We start from the raw sequence: 19,530 nt of genomic DNA on the forward strand, positions 1-19,530 counted from the left end.
CCGCGTGCCGCTGCCGTGGACGACGTCCGGCAGCTCGTACGGCTTCGGCGCGGCCGGCGCGCACCTGCCGCAGCCCGGCTGGTTCGCGGAGCATGCGGTCGAGGTGGAGGACGCCGACCCCGGCTCGACCCTCAACCTGTACCGCGAGGCGCTGCGGCTGCGGCGGGTGCTGCAGACCGGGGAGACGCTCGAGTGGGTCGACACGGGCCGCGAGGACGTGCTCCGGTTCCGGCGCCCGAACGGCTGGGAGGTCGTGACGAACTTCGGCACCGAGCCGTTCGAGCTCGGCGCTGCGGCCGGCGACGCCGTGCTGTCGACCGTGGCGCTCGACGGCTCCGTGCTGCCGGGCGAGGCCACGGCGTGGATCGCTCCCGGAGCTCTCGCGCACTGACCGGGCCGATGGGGCGGGGACGCGGGTTTGATAATGGTTCTCATTAGCGTTTAGAGTGAGACTCATGAAGAAGCCCGTCCTCGCCCTCACGCTCGCCTCGGTCGCCGCCCTCTCCCTGGCCGGATGCTCGTCGACCTCCGGCGCGGCGGAAGACGACGGCGCGGTGACGGTCGTCGCGAGCACCAACGTCTACGGCGACATCGCCGCGCAGGTCGGCGGAGACCGGGTCGACGTCACCTCGATCATCGACTCGGTCACCCAGGACCCGCACTCCTACGAGGCGAGCGCTCGCGACCGCCTCACGCTGCAGAAGGCCGACCTCGTGGTGGAGAACGGCGGCGGCTACGACGCGTTCATCGACAGCCTCCTGCAGGATGCGCAGGACCCGCACGTCGTCACGGCCGTGGAGTTCTCGCACGACTACCCGGGTAACGAGGGCCACGATGACGACGAGGCCGCGACCGAGGAGTCGCACGATCACGAGGCCGAGGGGGAGGACCATGCCGGCCACGACCACATCGAGGGCTTCAACGAGCACGTGTGGTTCGACCCGCACACGATGATCCACGTCGTCGAGGCGATCGCCGACGAGCTCACCGAGATCGACCCCGACGGCGCCGACACGTTCCGCACGAACGCGGACGAGCTCGTCGCGGAACTGGAGGGCTTCGAGGGCGACCTCGAGGCGATCAAGGCGGACGCCGCCGGTGCGACGGTGTTCATGACCGAGCCGTTGCCCGGGTACCTGGCCACGGCCGCCGGGCTCACCGACGTCACCCCCGAGGGCTTCGCGGAGTCGGTGGAGGAGGGCAGCGACGTCGCGCCCGCCGTGCTGCTCGAGGCGCTGCAGGTCGTCGGGTCCGGCGATGTGACCGCCGTGCTCACCAACGCCCAGACCGGCGGCGCGGAGACGGAGCGCGTGGAGAAGGCCGCGGAGGACGCCGGGGTGCCCGTGGTCGCGTTCACGGAGCTGCTCGAGGACGGATCGTCGTACTCTGAGTGGATGAGTGACGCGATCCAGAGCCTCGCCGCCGCCGTCCAGTCGTGAGCGGAGCCCGTTCACAGGCTCAGCGACCCGCGCGGGAGACCGGTCCGGTCCTCGAGATCGCCGACGGCGCCCTGCAGCGGGGCGACCGCGAGCTCTGGTCGGGGCTCGACCTCGCGGTGCAGCCCGGCGAGTTCATCGCGGTTCTCGGTCCGTCGGGCTCCGGGAAGACGACGCTCCTGCGCAGCATCCTGGGACTCCAGCCTCTGTCCCGCGGCAGCATCCGCGTGGCCGGCGAGCCCGTGCACCGCGGCAACGCCCGCATCGGGTACATCCCGCAGCAGCGTGCGCTCGCGCCCGACACGAGCATGCGGGCCCGTGACCTCGTCGCCCTCGGCGTGCAGGGCAGCCGCTTCGGCTTCCCGGTCCCGCACCGCGGCGACCGGGCGAAGGTCGACGCGCTGCTGGCGGCGGTCGGGGCGACCTCCTACGCGGACCGCCGCGTGGGCCTGCTCTCCGGCGGGGAGCAGCAGCGCCTCCGGGTCGGACAGGCGCTGGCCGACGAGCCCGCGCTGCTGCTCTGCGACGAGCCGCTGTCGAACCTCGACCTCGCCAACCAGGTCGCCGTCACCGACATCATCGACCGCCAGCGTCGGGAGCGCGGGGCCGCCGTGCTCTTCGTCACGCACGACGTCAACCCGATCCTGAACCGCGTTGACCGCATCCTCTACATCGCCGGGGGCCGGTTCCTCCTCGGGACCCCGGAGGAGGTGCTGCAGACCCGCGTGCTGACGGATCTCTACGGCACCCCGGTGTTCGTGCTCCGGGCCGGCGACCGCCTCGTCGTGGTCGGTGTCCCCGATGCGGAGCCGCACCACGACCACGACCACGAGCACGGGGGAGCCGCATGACCGCCGCGTCCGCCCTCGTCCCGATGGTCGGCTGGGACGACATCTTCTCCTTCCAGGACTACGGCGAGCTCGTCGCCCTGCTCTCGAACTCGATCATCGCGGGTGCCGTGCTCGGCCTCGTCGGCGGCCTCATCGGGGTCTTCGTCATGCAGCGCGATCTCGCCTTCGCGGTGCACGGGGTGAGCGAGCTCTCCTTCGCGGGAGCGGCGGCGGCGCTGCTGTTCGGCGGCAGCGTCGTGCTCGGCTCCCTCGGCGGAGCCCTCGTGGCGGCGATCCTCATCGGGGTCCTCGGCGCCAAGGCCAGGGACCGCAACTCGATCGTGGGCGTGCTCATGCCGTTCGGGCTCGGTCTCGGCATCCTGTTCCTGTCGCTGTACGACGGCCGGAGCGCCAACCGGTTCAGTCTCCTGACGGGGCAGATCGTATCGGTCTCGAGCCCCGACCTCGGTTGGCTCATCGGCATCAGCCTCGTGGTGCTGCTCGGCCTGCTCGTGATGTGGAATCCGCTGCGCTTCGACTCGCTCGACCCGGAGTCGGCGGCCGCCCGCGGGGTGCCCACCCGCACCGTGAGCCTGCTGTTCATGGTGCTGCTGGGGCTCATCGTCGCGGTGAGCGTGCACATCATCGGCGCGCTGCTGGTGATGGCGCTCCTGGTGACGCCGGCGGCCGCGGCCATGCGGATCACGGCCGGCCCCGTCGCGGTGCCGGTGCTGGCGGCGCTGTTCGGGTTCGTCTCGGCCGTCGGCGGGATCCTGCTCGCTCTCGCCGGAACCCTCCCGGTGAGCCCCTACATCACGACCCTGTCCTTCACGATCTACGTCGTGTGCTGGATCGTGCAGCGCGTCCGGTCCCGGGTCACCCGCGTCTGACCCCGTTCAAATCGCGCACTTTGCTCCATTTCGGCTGCGGATGGGGCCAATCGGGCGACTTGAAGCGGGGGTGGGCCGCTCCCAGCCCTCGCCAACCGTCCCGGCCTAGAATCAAAGGCATGGCTCAGCGGAACACCTGGCAGCGCGAGCGCGTGCGCGAAGCGCTCGCCGACGCGCGCGGTTTCGTGAGCGCGCAGAGCCTCCACGCGACGCTCCGCGACGACAACACCGGGATCGGCCTGGCCACGGTCTACCGCGCTCTCGCCGGGCTCGCGGCCGCGGGCGACGCCGACTCGCTGCAGAGCCCCGAGGGCGAGGCGCTCTACCGGGCGTGCACCACTCAGGGCCACCACCACCACCTCATCTGCCGATCCTGCGGCCTCACGGTCGAGATCGAGGCGAAGGACGTGGAGCAGTGGGCCCATCGCACGGCCGCCCTGCACGGGTTCACCGAAGCCGCCCACGTGGTCGACATCTTCGGCCTCTGCACCCCGTGCGCGAACAAGCGCGACGCCGAGAGGGCTGCGACAGCGTGACCGCCCCGGCACGAACGGCCACCCGTCCGGGCCACACGCACCGTCGAGCGCCCTCACCGCGCTCGACGTGGATCGCCGTCGGCATCGGCGCCGTGATCGTCGCGGCGCTGTTCCTCATCGACGCCTTCCTCCCCACCCTCTTCCCCGCCTCGCTGCCCACCCGAGCGCAGGACGGTCTGACGCTCGCCCTCAGCGTGCTCATCGAGGCGCTGCCCTTCGTCGTGCTCGGCGTGCTGCTGTCGATCGTCGTGCAGGTCTGGCTCCCGGCGGACGTCATCCACCGCTGGCTCCCGCGACGGGCGTGGGCTCGCCGGGCCGTGCTCTCCCTGCTCGGCATGCTCATCCCGGTCTGCGAGTGCGGCAACGTGCCCTTCGCCCGCGGGCTCATGATGCGCGGACTCGCGCCCGCGGAGGCGCTGACCTTCCTCATCGCGGCACCGATCGTCAACCCGATCGTGATCCTCACCACGCACGCCGCCTTCGGATGGGACGGCGGCATCCTCGTCGCCCGCCTCGTCGGCGGCTACCTCATCGCGAACCTCATCGGATGGATCTACAGCCGCCACCCCTCGCCGGAGTCGCTGCTCACCCAGCGCTTCGTCGACACGTGCGAGCGCGTCACGCACGAACCGGGGACCCCCGTGCGCCGCAGTCTCACGCAGTTCCTCGTGGAGCTGCGGGCCGTGATGCCGGCGCTCGTGATCGGCTCCGCGCTCGCCGGGGCCGTCCAGGTGCTCATCCCGCGCGACGTCCTGCTCACGATCGGCGCCAACCCCGTGCTCTCGATCGTCGCGATGATGCTGCTCGCGATCGTCGTGGCGATCTGCTCCAACGTCGACGCCTTCTTCGCACTGTCGTTCGCGTCCACCTTCTCCTCGGGGGCGCTCGTCGCGTTCCTCCTCGTCGGGCCTCTCGTCGACATCAAGATGCTCGCGCTGATGCGCACGACCTTCACCACTCGCACGCTCGTGGGCATCACCGCCGTCGTGCTGGCATCGGCCTTCGCGATCGGGATCGGGGTGAACGTCCTTGCCTGAGCTCTCCGCCCGCTCCCGCGCCCTCGCCACCCGGTGGCTGGGGATCGGCCTGGCATCCGTCGTCGCGGTCGTCACCCTCGGCCTCGCGGTGACCGACCGCCTCAGCCTCTACATCAGCCCGGAGTCGGTGTGGTTCGCATCCGCCGCCGCCGTCGTGACGCTCGCCGGGGCCATCTGGTCGTGCACGCTGCCGCTGGGTGCCGAGGAGGACCACGGGCACGACCATGGCCCCGCGGCCTCGCGCTCCACCGGGCCGGAGGCGTCCTCGTCCGATGAGACCGCGCACCCCTCCGGGCCGTCGCGCCGTCGTCTCGCGGGAGTCGGTGCGCTGGCCGGCGGCGTGGTCGCGACCGGCGTCGTCGTCTCCGCGCTCGTCCTGCCTCCCGCCTCGCTCTCGGTGGAACTCGCGATGTCCCGCGCCGGGGAGGAGAGCGCGCTGTTCGCCGGCGCCGACACCGTCGCCCTCGGGGTCGCGGACACGTCGACCTTCGGTGTGGGCGACTGGGCGAGCGTCTTCGCCGCCGCGACCAACACCACGGCGTACGACGGAGCCGACGTCACGTTGCAGGGCTTCGTCACACCCGGCGAGGGGGACGACGTCAACCTCACACGCCTCGTGATCACCCATTGCGTCATCGACGCCCAGACGGCGGCGCTGCCGGTGAGTGTGGACGCCGACGCGTACAAGACGGGCCAGTGGGTCGAGGTCACCGGGACGGTGCGGGCGGACGAAGACGGCTCCCTGCACATCGAGCCGACCGACGTCGTGGCGATCGACGAGCCGAAGGACCCGTATGAGTACTGACGACGAGCGGCCCGAGTCGCCCGACGTCCCACGCACCCGCGCCGAGCTGCGTGCGGCCAGGGAGGCCGCGGAGCGCGCTGCGGAGGAGCAGACCGCGGCGGAGCGCGCGGCAGCCGAGCAGGCCGACGCGGAGCTGGTCGCAGAGGAGCGAGCGGCCGTGGAGCGGATGGCGGCGGAGGTCGCCGCCGAGCAGGAAGCCGTCGACCGGGAAGCCGCAGCGGAGCGCGAAGCCGCGGCCGAGCGCGAGGCGGCCGAGCGTGCGGCAGCGGAGCAGGAAGCCGCCGCACGTGCTTCCGAGGAGTCGGCCGCCGGCATCCCCGTGATCCCGCAGGCGCCCGAACCGGTGTTCACCCCCGCGGGCCCGACGTCCGCTTCCCGAGCAGACGGCGTCGTCGAAGACGCGGCGGAGCCGGGCTGGACGCCCACGACCGACCTCCCCGCCGACGACGAGGAGCCGCGAAGCGCCCCGTGGTCCCGCCGGCGGTTCCTCGTGACGATCGGCGCCGTCGTCGGAGTGCTCGTACTCGTCGGCACGGGCCTCGGAATCGTGAGCCTCCTCCAGGGCCCCCGGGTCACCGACGTGCAGGTCGACGCCGCGCAGGCCATCGAATCGTCTGGAAGCCGGGTCATCCTCACCGCGAACCAGCCGCTCTCCGCCATCGATCCCGAGCAGGTCACCGTCGAGCCCTCCGTACCGTTCACGGTCGATGCCGCCGGCCGCGGGGTGGGCGTGCGTTTCACAGTGCCCCTCGACGACGACACGACCTACACGGTGACCGTCGCCGGGGTGACGGGCGCCGGAGGAGGCCCCACCGCAGACCTGACGACGTCCTTCGAGACGCCGGCGTCGTCGATGTTCCTCCTGCGCCGCGACCCGGACGGCGACGACATCATCTTCCGCACCGACCTGAGCGGAGAGAACGCGCAGCCGGTGTTCTCCCACCCCCGTATCGACGACTTCCGGGCCACGTCGACGCAGCTCGTGGCCGCTGTCGAGGACGACGACCAGTCCCGGCTGCTCGTGATGGACAGGGACGGCTCCGACCAGCGTGAGCTCCCGCTGCCCGGCGAGGGGTACGTGGGCGCGATCCAGGTGTCCGAGCGCGGCAACCTCGTCGGCTACAGCTACTCCGATCGCGAGCTCAGCGACACCGAGGGGCGCGCCAGCGTGCTCGTCACCCAGTCGCTGAGCGGCGACGACGAACCCCGCATCATCGAGGTCGGCGACAAGGAGGTGAGCGTCTTCGTGTGGCAGTTCGTGCCCGACAGCGCGGCCGTCCTGTTCATCGACTTCGACGGGGCGCTCTCGCTCGTCGATCAGTCGACCGACACGGGCGTGCAGTCCCTCGGGCTCGCGACGACCATCCAGGGGATCTCCCGTGGCACCTACACCGCGATCGTCGAGCGACTGGACGGCTCGGTGGTGGAGCTCGACCTCGCGGACGGATCCGAGGAGCCGCTCGCCGCGTCCGAGCCGGATTACGGCACCGCCACCTCCATCACCCCGTTCCCCGGCGGGACGCTGCGCCATGTCGTCGCCCGGGATGAGGGCGGTCTCCCGGTGGGGCAGGCCGTGATCCGGGTCGACGACTCCGGAGCCGCCACGCCGCTCGTGGAAGTGAGTGCCGCCGACTCGATCCTCCAGGCCTGTGCGTCGCCGAGCGGGCAGTACGCCGCCGTCGTGATCGCGCCGGACATGGCCGACAACGCCTATGACGGGATGCTGCTGCCGCTGCCGGAGAAGCTCGAGACGCACCTCATCGACATGAAGACCGGGGACGAGATCGTCGCGCTGACCGGCTTCGATGCGTCCTGGTGCCAGACGGCGCCGCGGTTCTGACGTGACAGAGTCCGTGACGCTGCGGCGCGCGAACCGCGATGACGTGATGAGCTCCGCCGTCGAGGTGGCGCCGACCCTCCTCGGCGCGGAGCTGCGGACCGTGGTGCTCGAGGACGGCCTCCCGGTCGAGGTGCGCGTGCGCATCACCGAGGTCGAGGCGTATCACGGTCAGGGCACGGGGGAGGTGGCCGACCCGGGGTCCCACGCCCGCATGGGGCGCACGGCCCGGAACGCCACGATGTGGGGCGAACCCGGGCATCTGTACGTGTACCTGAGTCACGGCATCCACTCCTGCGTCAACGTGGCCTGTGGACCCGAAGGGCAGGGCGACGGGGTGCTGCTGCGTGCCGGGGAGATCGTGTCCGGCGTGGAGGCGGCGGCCCGACGACGACGTGCGGTCCCGCCGCTCGGCCGCACCGCCCTCCGGGACCTCGCGCGCGGACCGGGGCGGCTCGGACAGGCCGCGGGGCTGCGGCACTCCCTGCACGACGGCCTGGACGCCATCACGGGGGCGGAGCAGAACGGCGCGAAGGCGGAGCTGTGGCTCGGCTCGCCCGTGGTCGAGGTGGCCCAGGGTCCGCGGGTGGGCGTGGCGGGCATCGCCGGGACGGATGCCTTCCCCTGGCGCTTCTGGATCCCCGGCGACCCCACGGTGTCCGCCTTCCGGTGGGGGCGGGGTGCTGCCGACGCTTCGAGTCGCGCGAATGGTGGCTTCTCGGGCTGAGATGGGGCCATTCAGGCGATTCGAACGGCGGGCCGAGGCCGTGCTAGACTTACTCTTCGTCTGCGCACGCTCCTGTGCGCAGTTCGTGTGCTCCCCCTTCTTCTGCCGAGAGATCGGCATGCGGGGCGGCGTGCAGACAAGGGATCTTGGGTGAGGCCGTCCGGTCTCACGGTAATGAAGGAGTCATCATCATGGCAGCAGTGTGCCAGGTGACCGGAGCTGTTCCCGGCTTCGGTCACAACGTCTCGCACTCGCACCGCCGGACGAAGCGTCGCTTCGACCCGAACGTGCAGAAGAAGACCTATTTCGTGCCCTCGCTCGGTCGTAAGATCACGCTCAACGTGTCCGCCAAGGGCATCAAGGTGATCGACGCGCGTGGCATCGAGAACGTCGTCAAGGACCTCCAGGCGAAGGGTGTGAAGCTCTAATGGCCAAGAAGGCTCAGGACGTCCGTCCGATCATCAAGCTGCGTTCGACGGCGGGTACGGGTTACACGTACGTGACCAAGAAGAACCGCCGCAACACCCCCGACCGCCTCGTGCTCAAGAAGTACGACCCGGTCATCCGTCAGCACGTCGAATTCCGAGAGGAGCGTTGATCCATGGCTAAGAAGAGCAAGATCGCGCGCAACGAGCAGCGCAAGGTCATCGTCGAGCGCTACGCCGAGCGTCGTGCCGAGCTGAAGAAGACCCTGGTCGACCCGAACGCCACCGACGAGGCCCGCGAGGCCGCCCGCGTCGGCCTGCAGAAGCTGCCGCGCAACGCCTCGCCGGCTCGCGTGCGTTCGCGCGACGTCATCGACGGCCGCCCCCGTGGTGTCCTCACGAAGTTCGGCATCTCGCGTGTCCGCTTCCGTGACATGGCGCACCGTGGCGAGCTGCCCGGCGTGACCAAGTCGAGCTGGTAAGCATCGAGCGAAGAAGGGCGAGGATCTCGGATCCTCGCCCTTTTCGCATGCCCGGCGACGCAGGCGATCGCGCGGGATCAGGCGCGTGCGCACGGGAGCGCCTGATCCCGCGCGGGTGCCTGACGGCGCGAGCGGGCGGCCGAAAACCTGTGGCACGAGTGGCCAATGTGACGCGACACGCCGGGAAATAGGTCGAAACCCGCGAAATGACGCGGAAATCCGGGTGGCCGTTGGTACATTCGAGGCGGTCACACGACCAACGGGGAGCACCCGCTCCTCGCACCCACACACGATGCGACGGTCCGTCGTCGCTGGAGGATGACATGGCTGACAAGTCCATCACCAAGACCGAGCTCGTCGCGAGCATCGCTTCCGCCACCGGCCAGAGCCAGGCCACCGTCTCCGGTGTCCTCGACTCGCTGTTCGCCACGGTCTCCGACGCCGTCGCCAAGGGCAGCAAGGTCTCCATCCCGGGCTGGATCTCGTTCGAGCAGGTCGACACGGCCGCCCGCACGGGCCGCAACCCGCAGACCGGCGCCGAGATCAAGATCCCGGCCGGCAAGCGCGTCAAGGTGACCGCCGGTTCCAAGCTCAAGGCTGCCGTCAAGTAAGACCGCACCTTTCGAAGGCCGCTCCCACTTCGGGGGCGGCCTTCGTGCTTCCTCCCGGCTGCGCGCGCCTAGGCTGGAGGGGTGAGTTCCCGCACCGAGACGCCGCGCTCGACGTCGGCGTACCGTCTCGCCGGCATCGTCATCCTCCTCGCCGCCGCCGGCGTCGCCCTCGTCTGGGCGCTGCTGGTCGGGGGAGGGGCGAACCCGCCGCTGCTGCAGGACCCCGGGCCCGTGGTGCTGTGGGGCACGCCGCTCGCGAAGCTCGTGATGAACCTCGCCGGTGCGCTCATGCTCGGATCGCTCGTGCTGGCCCTGTTCGGTCTGCGGGCGGGGGAGCGGACTTTCGACACGGCCCTGAACATCGCCTCGGTCGGCGCCGCCGTCTTCACGGTCGCCGCGGGCCTCGCTGGCTTCTTCTCGTTCATGGCCGCCTTCAACCCGCAGCTCAGCATCGAGCGCGAGTTCGGCTCGCAGCTCGGGCGCTTCCTGCTCGAGCTTCCGCTGGGGCAGTCCTGGCTGATCACGACGATCCTGGGCGCGGTCATCACGGTGCTCGCGTTCGCCTGGCGCACCTGGACGCCCACACTGCTCACGGCGCTGCTGGCCGCGGTGTCGTTCCTGCCGCTCGCGACGCAGGGGCATGCCGGCGACCTCGACGGACATAACATGGCCGTCAACTCCATCCTCCTGCACACGATCGGCGCGGCCGTCTGGCTGGGCGGACTGCTCCTCCTCGTGCTCCTCCGAGGGCAGCAGGGCCTCGATCTGCCCACGCTCGTCCGCCGGTACTCCTCCCTCGCGATCGCCGCCTTCGCGGTCGTCGCGGTCTCCGGCTTCACCCGGTCGATCGTCGCTGTCGGGAGCTGGGAGGCCGTGTGGACGACCCCCTACGGGCTCATCGTCGTCGTCAAGGCCATCCTGCTCGTCGGGATGGGGCTGCTCGGCGCCTGGTACCGCACGCGTCTCATTCCGAAGCTGAGCGGAGCGCGCGCGTCCCGCTGGTTCTGGGCGCTCGTCCTCGGCGAGGTGACGCTGATGGGCCTCGCCTCCGGTGCCGCGGCCGCGCTCGCGCGCACGCCCCCGCCCACCGGCGAGGTCGCGGCGTTCGCGCAGACCCCGGCGCAGATCCTCACCGGATCGCTGCTGCCGCCCGAGCTCACGCTGGAGCGCTGGTTCACGGCCTGGGACATCGACGTGCTGTGGCTCGTCGCTGCGGGCTTCGGACTCTTCTTCTATCTCGCGGGTGTGCGCCGACTCCGGCTGCGCGGCGACCGCTGGCCGATCCACCGCACGGTGTTCTGGGTGCTCGGCCTGCTGCTGCTGGTGTGGGTGACCGGCGGTCCCATCAACGCGTACCAGGAGTACCTCTTCAGCGTGCACATGCTGGGGCACATGATGCTCTCGATGGCGATCCCGCTGCTGCTCGTCTCCGGGGCGCCGATCACCCTCGCCCTGCGCGCCATCCACAAACGCGACGACGGCACGCGCGGCGGTCGCGAATGGATCATGTGGGCCGTCCACTCGCCGTTCGCGCGGGTGGTCACGCACCCGATCGTGGCGGCGGCGATCTTCATCCTCTCGCTCTGGGCGTTCTACTTCACCGACCTCGTGCGCTGGTCGATGTTCGAGCACCTCGGGCACGAGTGGATGGTCGCCCACTTCCTGATCTCGGGTTACCTGTTCGTGATGAGTCTGATCGGCGCCGATCCGGTGCCCTACCGTCTGCCGTATCCCGGCCGGCTCATCACCCTCATCGCCGTGATGGCCATGCACGCCTTCTTCGGCATGGCGATCATGATGCAGGAGGGGCTCATGGTCGCCGACTGGTTCGGCGCGATGGGTCGCGACTGGGGTGCCGACCCGATGACCGACCAGTACGTGGGCGGTGGCATCGCGTGGTCGATCGGAGAGATCCCGACCCTCATCCTCGCGATCACCGTCGCGATCCAGTGGAGCCGGAGCGACACCAAGCTCCAGCGGCGCCGAGACCGGCACGCCGATCGCACCGGCGATGCCGAGCTGGAGGAGTACAACGCGCGGCTCGCCGACCTCGCCGCCCGGGATCAGCGCGCGGCGGAGCGCCAGCGCCGCTGATCCGCCGCCGGGCTCACTCCACCGGGTCGTCCGGGGAGCCGACCCGGATCGAGGCCGAGCCGTCCGGGAGGATGGCGATGGAGCCGTTGACCCGGAAGGGCACGTCTTCGGACACCGGCTCCACGGACCCGTCGAAGAGAGACTGGATCTCGACCTCGACATGCGCCACGGCTGCGGTGGTCGGGATCTGCCAGTGGCCGTCGTCGGACGGCGCGACCATGATCTCCGGCTGCTGGGCGATGGACCATTTCGGTGGCGCAGCGATCCTGTTCTCGACACGCAGGCCGAACGGACACGCAGTGGGCTGCAGGACCTCCTGCGTGGTGCACGCCGTGAGGAACTCCTCGACTCGCTCCTGGACCACGTCGACGAACTCCTCCGTCGGCTCGGCCTGCACATCGAGAGGGGTCACGGCGAGCGGCTCGTCGGCGAGCACGCCGTGCCCGGAGGATTCCGCGATCGCGGTGTCGACCGTGACGGAGTAGAGCCCCGGGGTGAAGACCAGCAGCGGCAGAGGCTCGAGGGGTTGCGCCGCGGCCCCGGCGGCGGAGATCTGGCGGCGGTCGACCTCGAACCCGTTCACGGCGAACTGGTCGGCGCCGCGCACCGTGAGCTCGACGACGGCGAGGGGGCTGGTCGTGAACCGCCAGTTCGGCGTGATGCCGGCCCAGCCGTCCTGCGCGACGTGGAAGGTGCTCGTGCCGGAGTGGCCGCCGGCGTGGTAGCTGACGGTCACCGCTGTGCCGTCGCCGGAGGGCTCCTCCGATTCGACCTTGACGTCGCTGAGCGGACCGAGGGCCGAGCGTCGCAGCATCGCCTCGGACGCGGCGGGGTCGATGCCCGCCTCATCGAGGGTCTCCCGATCGATCGCGACCCCGGGCACGCGGAGGGCGTCGGCGGCCCGGCCCTCGGCGAGCAGATCGAGATAGCGGACCACGAACGCCGACGGGCCATAGAACTGCCGGTAGAGGGTCGCGCCTCCCGCGCCGATCGCGGCCAGCAGGAGGACGCCGATGAGTCCGAGGATCGCCAGATCGGCGCCCAGGCGCGACCGCCGGGGCGCGCGCGTCCCGGCCCGCTCCATGCCGGTCAGTCTAGGAGGGCGTCCTGGGGGGACGCCGAGCGTCGGCGGACCCGTGCCCGACGGGGCACGTAGCATGGGGGAGCGTCCCGTGTCCGCCCCACCAGCCCTGTGAGAACCGTGTCCCTTCCCGCCCTGTCCGAGGAGCAGCAGGAGCTGTTCCGGCTCATCGAGGACACCGCGGAGCACGTCTTCATCACCGGACGCGCGGGCACCGGCAAATCCACGCTGCTGCAGCATTTCGCCTGGAACACGAAGAAGCAGATCGCGATCTGCGCTCCGACCGGCGTGGCGGCGCTGAACGTCGAGGGGCAGACGATCCACTCCCTCTTCCGGCTGCCGATCGGGCTCATCGGTGACGGCGATATCGACCAGAACGACGGGACGCGACGCATCCTCAACGCCATCGAGACCCTCGTCATCGACGAGATCTCCATGGTCAACGCCGACCTCATGGACGCCATCGACCGGTCGCTGCGCCAGGCGCGCGGGCGGCGGGGCGAGCCGTTCGGCGGCGTGCAGATCGTCATGTTCGGCGACCCGTACCAGCTCGCTCCGGTCCCTCCGCGCGGGGATGAGGCACGGTACGTCAAGGACCACTACCGGTCATTCTGGTTCTTCGACGCGAAGGTGTGGGCAGGCCCTTCGACAAGCCCTTCGACAGACTCAGGGACCCAGGGGGCGCTGTTCGAGGTCGATACCCGGGCCGAGCTGCACGTGCGGGAGCTCGTGCAGATCCACCGCCAGTCCGACGACGGCTTCAAGTCCATGCTCAACGCCGTCCGCTATGGACGGGTCACGGCGGAGATCGCCGGGATCCTCAACGCTCAGGGCGCGCGCACCCCTCCGGATCCCGAGCCGGGCGAGGTGCCGATGATCACCCTCGCCACGCGCAACGACATCGTCAACAGCATCAACAGCCGGCATCTCGCCGCGCTTCCGGGCAAGGAGCAGACGGCGCGGGCGGAGGTCAACGGCGACTTCGGCCGCGGAGAGGCGTCCCTTCCGGCCGAGTCCGAGCTGAAGCTGAAGGTGGGTGCGCAGGTGATGTTCCTGCGCAACGACACCGCGATGACCGGAGAGCCGCCGCGGTGGGTCAACGGCACCATCGGCACGGTGACCCGCATCCTCGGCGGGACCGTCCGCGTGGAGATCGACGGCGAGGAGGTCGACGTCGAGCCGGCCGTCTGGGAGCGGTTCCGGTACGCCTACGACCCGAGCACGAAGAAGCTCTCCCGCGACGTCGTGGCTGAGTTCACGCAGTTCCCGCTGCGGCTCGCGTGGGCCGTGACGATCCACAAGTCGCAGGGCAAGACCTACGACCGCGCCGTGATCGACCTGGGCTCCGGGGCGTTCGCGCCGGGGCAGACCTACGTCGCGTTGAGCCGCCTCACGTCGCTGGACGGCCTCTACCTCTCCCGACCGCTGCGGCCGAGCGACATCCGCGTGGACGAGGACGTGCGGCGGTTCATGCGCGATGCGTGGCTCGCCGCCTCGACGCCCGAGCTGCCGCGGACCTGACCGCGACCGCCGGCTCAGGCGGCGGCGCGGGCGCGGTCGAGGTCTTCGAAGAGCTCGGTGTTGAAGCGGTAGGCGAGGAGCACCTCGTCGATGACGCGCTCGCGCTCGGCCTCGTCCCACGGAGCGGCGTCGAGCTGCTCGCGATACACGTCCTTGAAGGCGGAGGGGTCGGCGATGTCGTCGAAGAGGTAGAAGCCGATGCCGTTCGTCTCGAAGCCGAAGCGACGCGCCATCACCCGCCCGATGAAGATGCCGCCGGAGAGGTCGCCGAGGTAGCGGGTGTAGTGGTGCGCCACGAAGCCGCCCGCCCAGGTCGCGCCGACCTGACGGATGCGGTCGACATAGCGCTGTGTGGTGGGCAGCGGGGCGATCCGCGTGCGCCACTCGGGTCCGAGGAGGAAGGCGAGATCGGCCTCGAGCGCAGGGAGGCGCGTGAGCTTGTCGCTGAGGAACACGGAAGCCACCGGGTCCTGGCGCATCCGCTCGCCGGCACCTTCGAGCGCGTCGTAGATGAAGTAGTGCTGCGCGACCAGCGCGACGTAGTCCTCGCGCGACCCCTCGCCCTTGAGGAGATCGGACATGAAGCCCGCCGTCTCGCTGCGGGAATGCGAACCGGAGGAGCGCTCGCGGAGGGCGGCGGAGAAGGACAGGATCTCGGGCATGGCTTCAGTGTAAGGGCAGCCTAACCTTCGATGGAAGTCCGAGCTCCGGGACCGGGTTCAGTTAAAACTGAGAGTGTGGCCTCAGGTCATCGATCCTCACGGTCACGGAATCGGGTCAACTGTGTGTCGACGTGATCGTGCAGGTCGTCGTGCTCACCGAAACACAGCTCAGTTGAGGTCAAGGTAATCGTGGGGGATATGAGTGTTCGGAGGCGCTGCGCCGGATCCTGGATACGTCGTTTCAATGCGAATTAGTGTGCAGGAGAGTCGAGAAATGGAACAGTCAGCTGAAGGAGTATCGCATCTTCGCTCCCGTAAAGATCGCTTCGAGCGGTGCTGTTCGGGGACACCATTGCGTTGATGAGATTGCGGCGGTTCGACCGAAGCCTCCCATTGAACGATGTCAGATCGACTCAGCGTGTGTTGCTCGACGCCTGCCGGAGCTTTCCAGCTGGCCCTAGCCCCTCGCCGGCATGAGCAGATTTGACGCCGACGAGGTCGACGAAGCGCTGAGGAACCTCTGAGACTGGTGCGAGAGGGCGCCGAGATGTGGAAGCAGGCAGGCGGAGCAGTGACGAATCGCTCGGCTTCACCCCCGCGACGCTTCGCCGGATGGACATTCCAAGCAGTTCGGCGAGCAGTGCGGGTGTCGCGTTTCCTACCTGCACAGTCTGCTCGCGATGATCTCCAGCGATTCGCCACTCATCGGGGAACCCTTGAAGCCTGAGCTGCTCTTCGACCGCCAGCGGCCGGTTTTCCCAGTGAAAAGGACCGGTCGAAGGACCGGGTGACGCAGGCAGCGTCCACGACGGTTGGTCGTGCGCGAGTTTCAGCAGGAAGTTCCAGTACTTCGTACGGTAGCCGAACAGCTCGGGGCCGCCGCCGCGACTCGTCAACCACAGGTAGTTCCCGCCTTCCGGGATCAGCGGCAGGAGCTCTGTCCACTTTCCTCGCGGGAGTGGAGGTTTGCTCGGGCGGACGTCCCACAACGCGTCCCACGCAGTCAGGGGGCTATTTCTATGCGTCTCCTCCGGCCATTCGAAGTCGCCGCCGTCCCGCAGTGCGACGACAATTGCCCGGCGTCGGTTCTGCGGTACACCGTAGTCGGCCGCGTTCAGGATCCGCACGTGCAATCGATATGCCACCCCCTCCTCGCGGTTGATCCTCGCAAACTCCTCATCCAGGTACGCCATTGCCGACCGCGGGCCTCGAACGAATCCGCTGACGTTCTCAAACAGCACGGCGTGTGGGAGGAACATCCGCACCAGTGCGAGAGTGCTCTCGACGGTTCGAGCGCGGTTGTCGAGCATGCCCCGGCGGCCTTGCGCGGCCCACTGCGCCGCCATCGAGAATGGCTGGCATGGCGGGCCTCCCGCCAGCAACCCTAGGTCCCCACGTGACATGCCGAGGTCACTCGGCTTGAGGCTCGTCGCGAGGTCGTTGACATCGCCATCACCCAAGAGCGGCCAGCTGGTATTCAACTGGATAGTCATTCGTTGCAGGCGACCGATCTCCACTAGACCGACGTGCTCGTACCCAGCACGGGAGAGGCCGATGTCCATCCCACCGGCACCGGAGAACAATGACAGAACACTTCGAGTCAAGCTCAGAACTCCAAACTTCATGCTGAGCTCACCAGACGCACCCGCGAATGTCAACCCCAGAGGCGCCTCCGCCCCCGTCTCGCCGGAGATCATCCACAGGACAGAGCGCCCGAGTGTGAACAAGGTACGGTAGCCAAAGACAATCTACCCGCCCTGGACGCGGGTCACGCGAATGGGAGCGGCGGTGCCAAACTACGTGCAGCGAACAGTCGACGCCCTGACGGGTCTTCAACTTGATCCGTTTAACCCCCGACTGCGCAAGGAAGAGGAAGGCAGCGACCAGGCTGCAATCGTGAAGGTCATGCTCGACCGATTCAAGGTCGAGGAGGTCGCGGAGTCCATTGCTGTGGCGGGATGGCTCGAGCAAGACCCTCTCATCGCCGTTGAGGAGGACGGAGCCATCCTGGTTGTTGAGGGCAACCGCCGCCTGACCGCCGTCAAGCTCCTTCTCGATCCGTCGCTTGCACCGCCGGCCAAACAGTCCCGCTGGAAGCAACTCGCGGCGTCTTTGGGGCCGGTCGTCCGCGATGACATCAAGTCATTGAATGTGCGAGTCTATCCGGACCGCGACGACCCCGAGGTGTCCGCCTACATCGGTTTTCGACACGTTACGGGAGTGTTGCCGTGGCCAGCGTTAGAGAAGGCGAGCTACATCGCGCGCCTCGCTTCGAGAGGTGCATCGTATATTGAACTGGCGGAGAAGCTGGGAAGCTATCCGGCCCACATGGCCCGTCACCATGTGGCGTTCCAGCTTGTCGAGCAGGCGGAGGAGTGGGAGATCGACGGCTACGAGCAGATGAGCAATGCATTCGGTGTGCTGCTTCGTTCACTGCAGACCGAAGGGGTCCGATCCTTCTTGGAGCTGACGCCGGCGAGCGAACCGTCCGAGAATCTCTCACCGGTTCCCGAACGCAAGAAGGACGCCTACAAGGATTTCGTAAAATGGACTTTCGGCACTGACTCGCAGGCTCGAGTACTACCCGAGTCACGTGAACTGACTAAGTGGAGTAAGATCCTGCAGAGCCCTGCCGCCGTGCGGTACCTGCAAAACGCGGAGGAGCCGAAGTTCGAGAAGGCGTGGTCGCGATCTGGAGGCGAGAGCGAATCGGTCGCTGGGGCTCTCTGGAAAGCTTCGTATTTATTGGCAGATGTCGTTCCGCTCCTCAGCGAACATGTGGGGGACCCAGCGATCCGTGATGCCGCCGCCGAAGCGCACCGTTACATGAAACAGATCAGGACGATCCTGGCACTTCGAGGCGACAAGTAGCGTGCTGGCGATTCCGCCCGGGTGCAGTTCTGAGGATCTGCACAGACTTGCTGACTGGCTCGAAGCGTCAGTTCTCGTTTCTGACGGTGCGGTCGCCAAGTCGGAAGTTATAGAGGAGCTTCGAGCCAGCGGGCTCGTCGGTCTGGCAGGTGAGTCGTTTGGCGAAGATGTCGACGAACTCGGCTCCGGATCTGACGAGATGCCCGAGGACTCGCTTGAGCGCCTCGCAGACGATATTCTCGCGGAGTGTCGGCAGCGGGAAACGGTACTTAAAGACGGATACCCGTTCCAGGTCACAGCCGATCTGCTTTCGATTCGCGAAGGCTCAGAGCCCGATAGCTACGCGTTTCTGCTCGTATCTGACCTAGGGCATCACTTTTCCCAACTCAAGGATGCGCTGAAGCCCGACAGCCATAGTGGAATGCTTATGGAGAAGGTAGTCGAGGCCGCGACAAGAGGGATTTTTGGGCGCTCGCAGCGATTCGGATGGCCCAGAGAGCAAGAGTGGCCGACGCCGATCAAGAAACGCGTAAAGAGGCTCGCAAAGGAGCTAGAGGTACCGGTCGATTCACTTAAGCGCAAAGTGGAGCCGGTGGATAACGATCGAACGCTCGATGTGGTGGCGATTATGGCTCTGGACGATACCCACGAGGCAAGCCTGATCATTCTGATTCAGTGCGCGGCGGGTCAGAACTGGAAATCGAAGCTCGGGGATCCTTCGATATCCGCCTGGGAAAACTTGCTGCACTGGCAGTCACCGATCATTCGCGCAGTCGCGCTGCCGTGGCGTCTAGGCGGCCGACGAAGCGACTGGACGTATCGGCGCGTTTACAGCATGTCGAACCACGCAATGGTGCTTGATCGTCCCCGTCTTCTCGCTGGCCGGCCAGACTCGCACCTGGACGCCCGGATTCGTCCGGAACTTAAGGAATGGTGGACGTCAGCCATCGCCAAGATTCCCGATGGTCAGCGCGTCTAGCGTTACCGTGACGCCTTATCGGTCGGGCGCGAGCCGTCCCTAGGCTGGAAGCCCGCCGGAAATCGCGTACGACGCGCACATGCTTCTGCGGAAGTACGCGGCAAGCGAGCGCTCATGATTACCTGGGTCGCGTGCAAGTGAAAATCGTGCGGTGGGCCGTGCGGAGCTGCGGCGCGACGATCCTCATCGCGCGCCTTCGACAGCGTGGCGACTCCATTGGCGATGTAGCGGTGATCATCGCATCGCCTTCCGCCGTGAAAGTGAACGATGTCGCGTGTGGCGGCTGAGCAAGGACTCCGTGCGCTCGTGTGCATGAGCTTGACGATCCGATAGGGCGGGAGGCTCTTGAATAGAGCACTAGTGGCACACGATCGCTCGCGGCCCGCGTTATTGAGCCCGATGTCAGCGGCCTGATCGGGGGGGGCAGATGGCGGTTTCGTCCATCGAGCTGGCCCAGAGCTATCGATGTCCGTGAGTCGCTTGCCGACGTGCGCGGGACTCTACTGCGGGGACGCCGAAGGTGCACGAATGCCCCTCCGTTCCGTTTCCTGCCTTCCCCCCCCCCCGAAGCGCAGCTGCGAGAGCGAGCAGCAGGGAAGCGCCCCTATGAGCCGTTGCGTGTTTCCAGGGGGACCCAAGAGACACGCAAGGCAACTGTCCCAGCGGATGTTCATGCCATCCGGCCGCCTGGAGTCCCGCGGGGTGG

The 19,530-nt window shown here is 68.4% G+C and carries 19 protein-coding genes and 1 pseudogene; 17 read left to right on the plus strand and 3 right to left on the minus strand.

The window, feature by feature from the left end; translation table 11 throughout:
• The 14 genes and pseudogenes from B2W79_RS14645 to B2W79_RS14710 all read left to right on the plus strand — a co-directional run.
• Positions 1-391, plus strand: a pseudogene (locus B2W79_RS14645) (alpha-amylase); the annotation flags it as partial.
• A 64-nt stretch (positions 392-455) separates the two neighbouring features.
• A complete protein-coding gene (locus B2W79_RS14650; RefSeq protein ID WP_292790623.1) occupies positions 456-1,439 on the plus strand; it encodes a metal ABC transporter substrate-binding protein in 984 nt (327 codons plus the stop codon).
• Positions 1,436-2,287 carry a metal ABC transporter ATP-binding protein gene (locus B2W79_RS14655; protein WP_025102736.1) on the plus strand — a complete coding sequence of 284 codons (852 nt, stop codon included), beginning with the start codon at positions 1,436-1,438 and terminating at the stop codon, positions 2,285-2,287. Before B2W79_RS14650 ends, B2W79_RS14655 begins: the two co-directional genes overlap by 4 nt.
• Positions 2,284-3,156: a metal ABC transporter permease gene (locus B2W79_RS14660; protein WP_371259844.1), complete on the plus strand. Its 873-nt coding sequence runs from the start codon at positions 2,284-2,286 to the stop codon at positions 3,154-3,156. Before B2W79_RS14655 ends, B2W79_RS14660 begins: the two co-directional genes overlap by 4 nt.
• Positions 3,157-3,275: 119 nt before the next feature.
• Positions 3,276-3,692 carry a Fur family transcriptional regulator gene (locus tag B2W79_RS14665; RefSeq protein ID WP_025102734.1) on the plus strand — a complete coding sequence of 139 codons (417 nt, stop codon included), beginning with the start codon at positions 3,276-3,278 and terminating at the stop codon, positions 3,690-3,692.
• Positions 3,689-4,729 (plus strand): permease, encoded by a 1,041-nt coding sequence (locus B2W79_RS14670; RefSeq protein WP_060923446.1) that lies wholly within the window; start codon positions 3,689-3,691, stop codon positions 4,727-4,729. Before B2W79_RS14665 ends, B2W79_RS14670 begins: the two co-directional genes overlap by 4 nt.
• Positions 4,722-5,534: a TIGR03943 family putative permease subunit gene (locus tag B2W79_RS14675; RefSeq protein ID WP_071329346.1), complete on the plus strand. Its 813-nt coding sequence runs from the start codon at positions 4,722-4,724 to the stop codon at positions 5,532-5,534. The genes B2W79_RS14670 and B2W79_RS14675 overlap by 8 nt, the downstream gene beginning before the upstream one ends.
• Positions 5,524-7,374: a hypothetical protein gene (locus B2W79_RS14680; RefSeq protein WP_292790629.1), complete on the plus strand. Its 1,851-nt coding sequence runs from the start codon at positions 5,524-5,526 to the stop codon at positions 7,372-7,374. Before B2W79_RS14675 ends, B2W79_RS14680 begins: the two co-directional genes overlap by 11 nt.
• Before the next feature lies 1 nt (position 7,375).
• On the plus strand, positions 7,376-8,098 hold the full coding sequence (locus tag B2W79_RS14685) for a DNA-3-methyladenine glycosylase (protein ID WP_071329345.1): 723 nt from the start codon (positions 7,376-7,378) through the stop codon (positions 8,096-8,098).
• A 191-nt stretch (positions 8,099-8,289) separates the two neighbouring features.
• Positions 8,290-8,526: a 50S ribosomal protein L28 gene (rpmB, locus tag B2W79_RS14690; RefSeq protein ID WP_025102729.1), complete on the plus strand. Its 237-nt coding sequence runs from the start codon at positions 8,290-8,292 to the stop codon at positions 8,524-8,526.
• Complete coding sequence (gene rpmG, locus B2W79_RS14695; RefSeq protein WP_017203558.1) at positions 8,526-8,696, plus strand: 50S ribosomal protein L33; 171 nt, start codon at positions 8,526-8,528, stop codon at positions 8,694-8,696. Before rpmB ends, rpmG begins: the two co-directional genes overlap by 1 nt.
• Positions 8,697-8,699: 3 nt before the next feature.
• Entirely contained in the window at positions 8,700-9,005 is a 306-nt protein-coding gene (gene rpsN / locus B2W79_RS14700; RefSeq protein ID WP_017829734.1) for a 30S ribosomal protein S14, read from the plus strand.
• A gap of 323 nt (positions 9,006-9,328) precedes the next feature.
• Positions 9,329-9,616 carry an HU family DNA-binding protein gene (locus B2W79_RS14705; protein WP_017203554.1) on the plus strand — a complete coding sequence of 96 codons (288 nt, stop codon included), beginning with the start codon at positions 9,329-9,331 and terminating at the stop codon, positions 9,614-9,616.
• A gap of 81 nt (positions 9,617-9,697) precedes the next feature.
• Complete coding sequence (locus tag B2W79_RS14710) at positions 9,698-11,710, plus strand: cytochrome c oxidase assembly protein (RefSeq protein WP_083391769.1); 2,013 nt, start codon at positions 9,698-9,700, stop codon at positions 11,708-11,710.
• A 13-nt stretch (positions 11,711-11,723) separates the two neighbouring features.
• On the opposite strand, the gene B2W79_RS14715 is transcribed toward B2W79_RS14710, so the two are convergent.
• Positions 11,724-12,794: a hypothetical protein gene (locus B2W79_RS14715; protein WP_071329344.1), complete on the minus strand. Its 1,071-nt coding sequence runs from the start codon at positions 12,792-12,794 to the stop codon at positions 11,724-11,726.
• A 117-nt stretch (positions 12,795-12,911) separates the two neighbouring features.
• Between B2W79_RS14715 and B2W79_RS14720 the strand changes: the two genes are divergently transcribed.
• Positions 12,912-14,312 (plus strand): ATP-dependent DNA helicase, encoded by a 1,401-nt coding sequence (locus B2W79_RS14720; protein WP_292790640.1) that lies wholly within the window; start codon positions 12,912-12,914, stop codon positions 14,310-14,312.
• Positions 14,313-14,326: 14 nt separating this feature from the next.
• Here the strand turns inward: B2W79_RS14720 and B2W79_RS14725 are convergent, their stop codons facing one another.
• Both B2W79_RS14725 and B2W79_RS14730 read right to left on the minus strand, forming a co-directional pair.
• Positions 14,327-14,974 (minus strand): heme oxygenase (biliverdin-producing), encoded by a 648-nt coding sequence (locus tag B2W79_RS14725; RefSeq protein ID WP_071329342.1) that lies wholly within the window; start codon positions 14,972-14,974, stop codon positions 14,327-14,329.
• A 413-nt stretch (positions 14,975-15,387) separates the two neighbouring features.
• Positions 15,388-16,599: a DNA cytosine methyltransferase gene (locus B2W79_RS14730; protein ID WP_292790644.1), complete on the minus strand. Its 1,212-nt coding sequence runs from the start codon at positions 16,597-16,599 to the stop codon at positions 15,388-15,390.
• Between the two features lie 163 nt (positions 16,600-16,762).
• Between B2W79_RS14730 and B2W79_RS14735 the strand changes: the two genes are divergently transcribed.
• Both B2W79_RS14735 and B2W79_RS14740 read left to right on the plus strand, forming a co-directional pair.
• The gene (locus B2W79_RS14735) at positions 16,763-17,845 is read left to right on the plus strand and encodes a ParB N-terminal domain-containing protein (RefSeq protein ID WP_292790647.1); all 1,083 of its coding nucleotides are present in this window, start codon (positions 16,763-16,765) and stop codon (positions 17,843-17,845) included.
• A gap of 1 nt (position 17,846) precedes the next feature.
• Positions 17,847-18,824 (plus strand): hypothetical protein, encoded by a 978-nt coding sequence (locus B2W79_RS14740; protein ID WP_292790650.1) that lies wholly within the window; start codon positions 17,847-17,849, stop codon positions 18,822-18,824.
• Positions 18,825-19,530: the final 706 nt, after the last annotated feature.

The sequence above is a fragment of the Microbacterium sp. UBA7513 genome (genome assembly GCF_002478345.1).
Classification (GTDB): domain Bacteria; phylum Actinomycetota; class Actinomycetes; order Actinomycetales; family Microbacteriaceae; genus Microbacterium.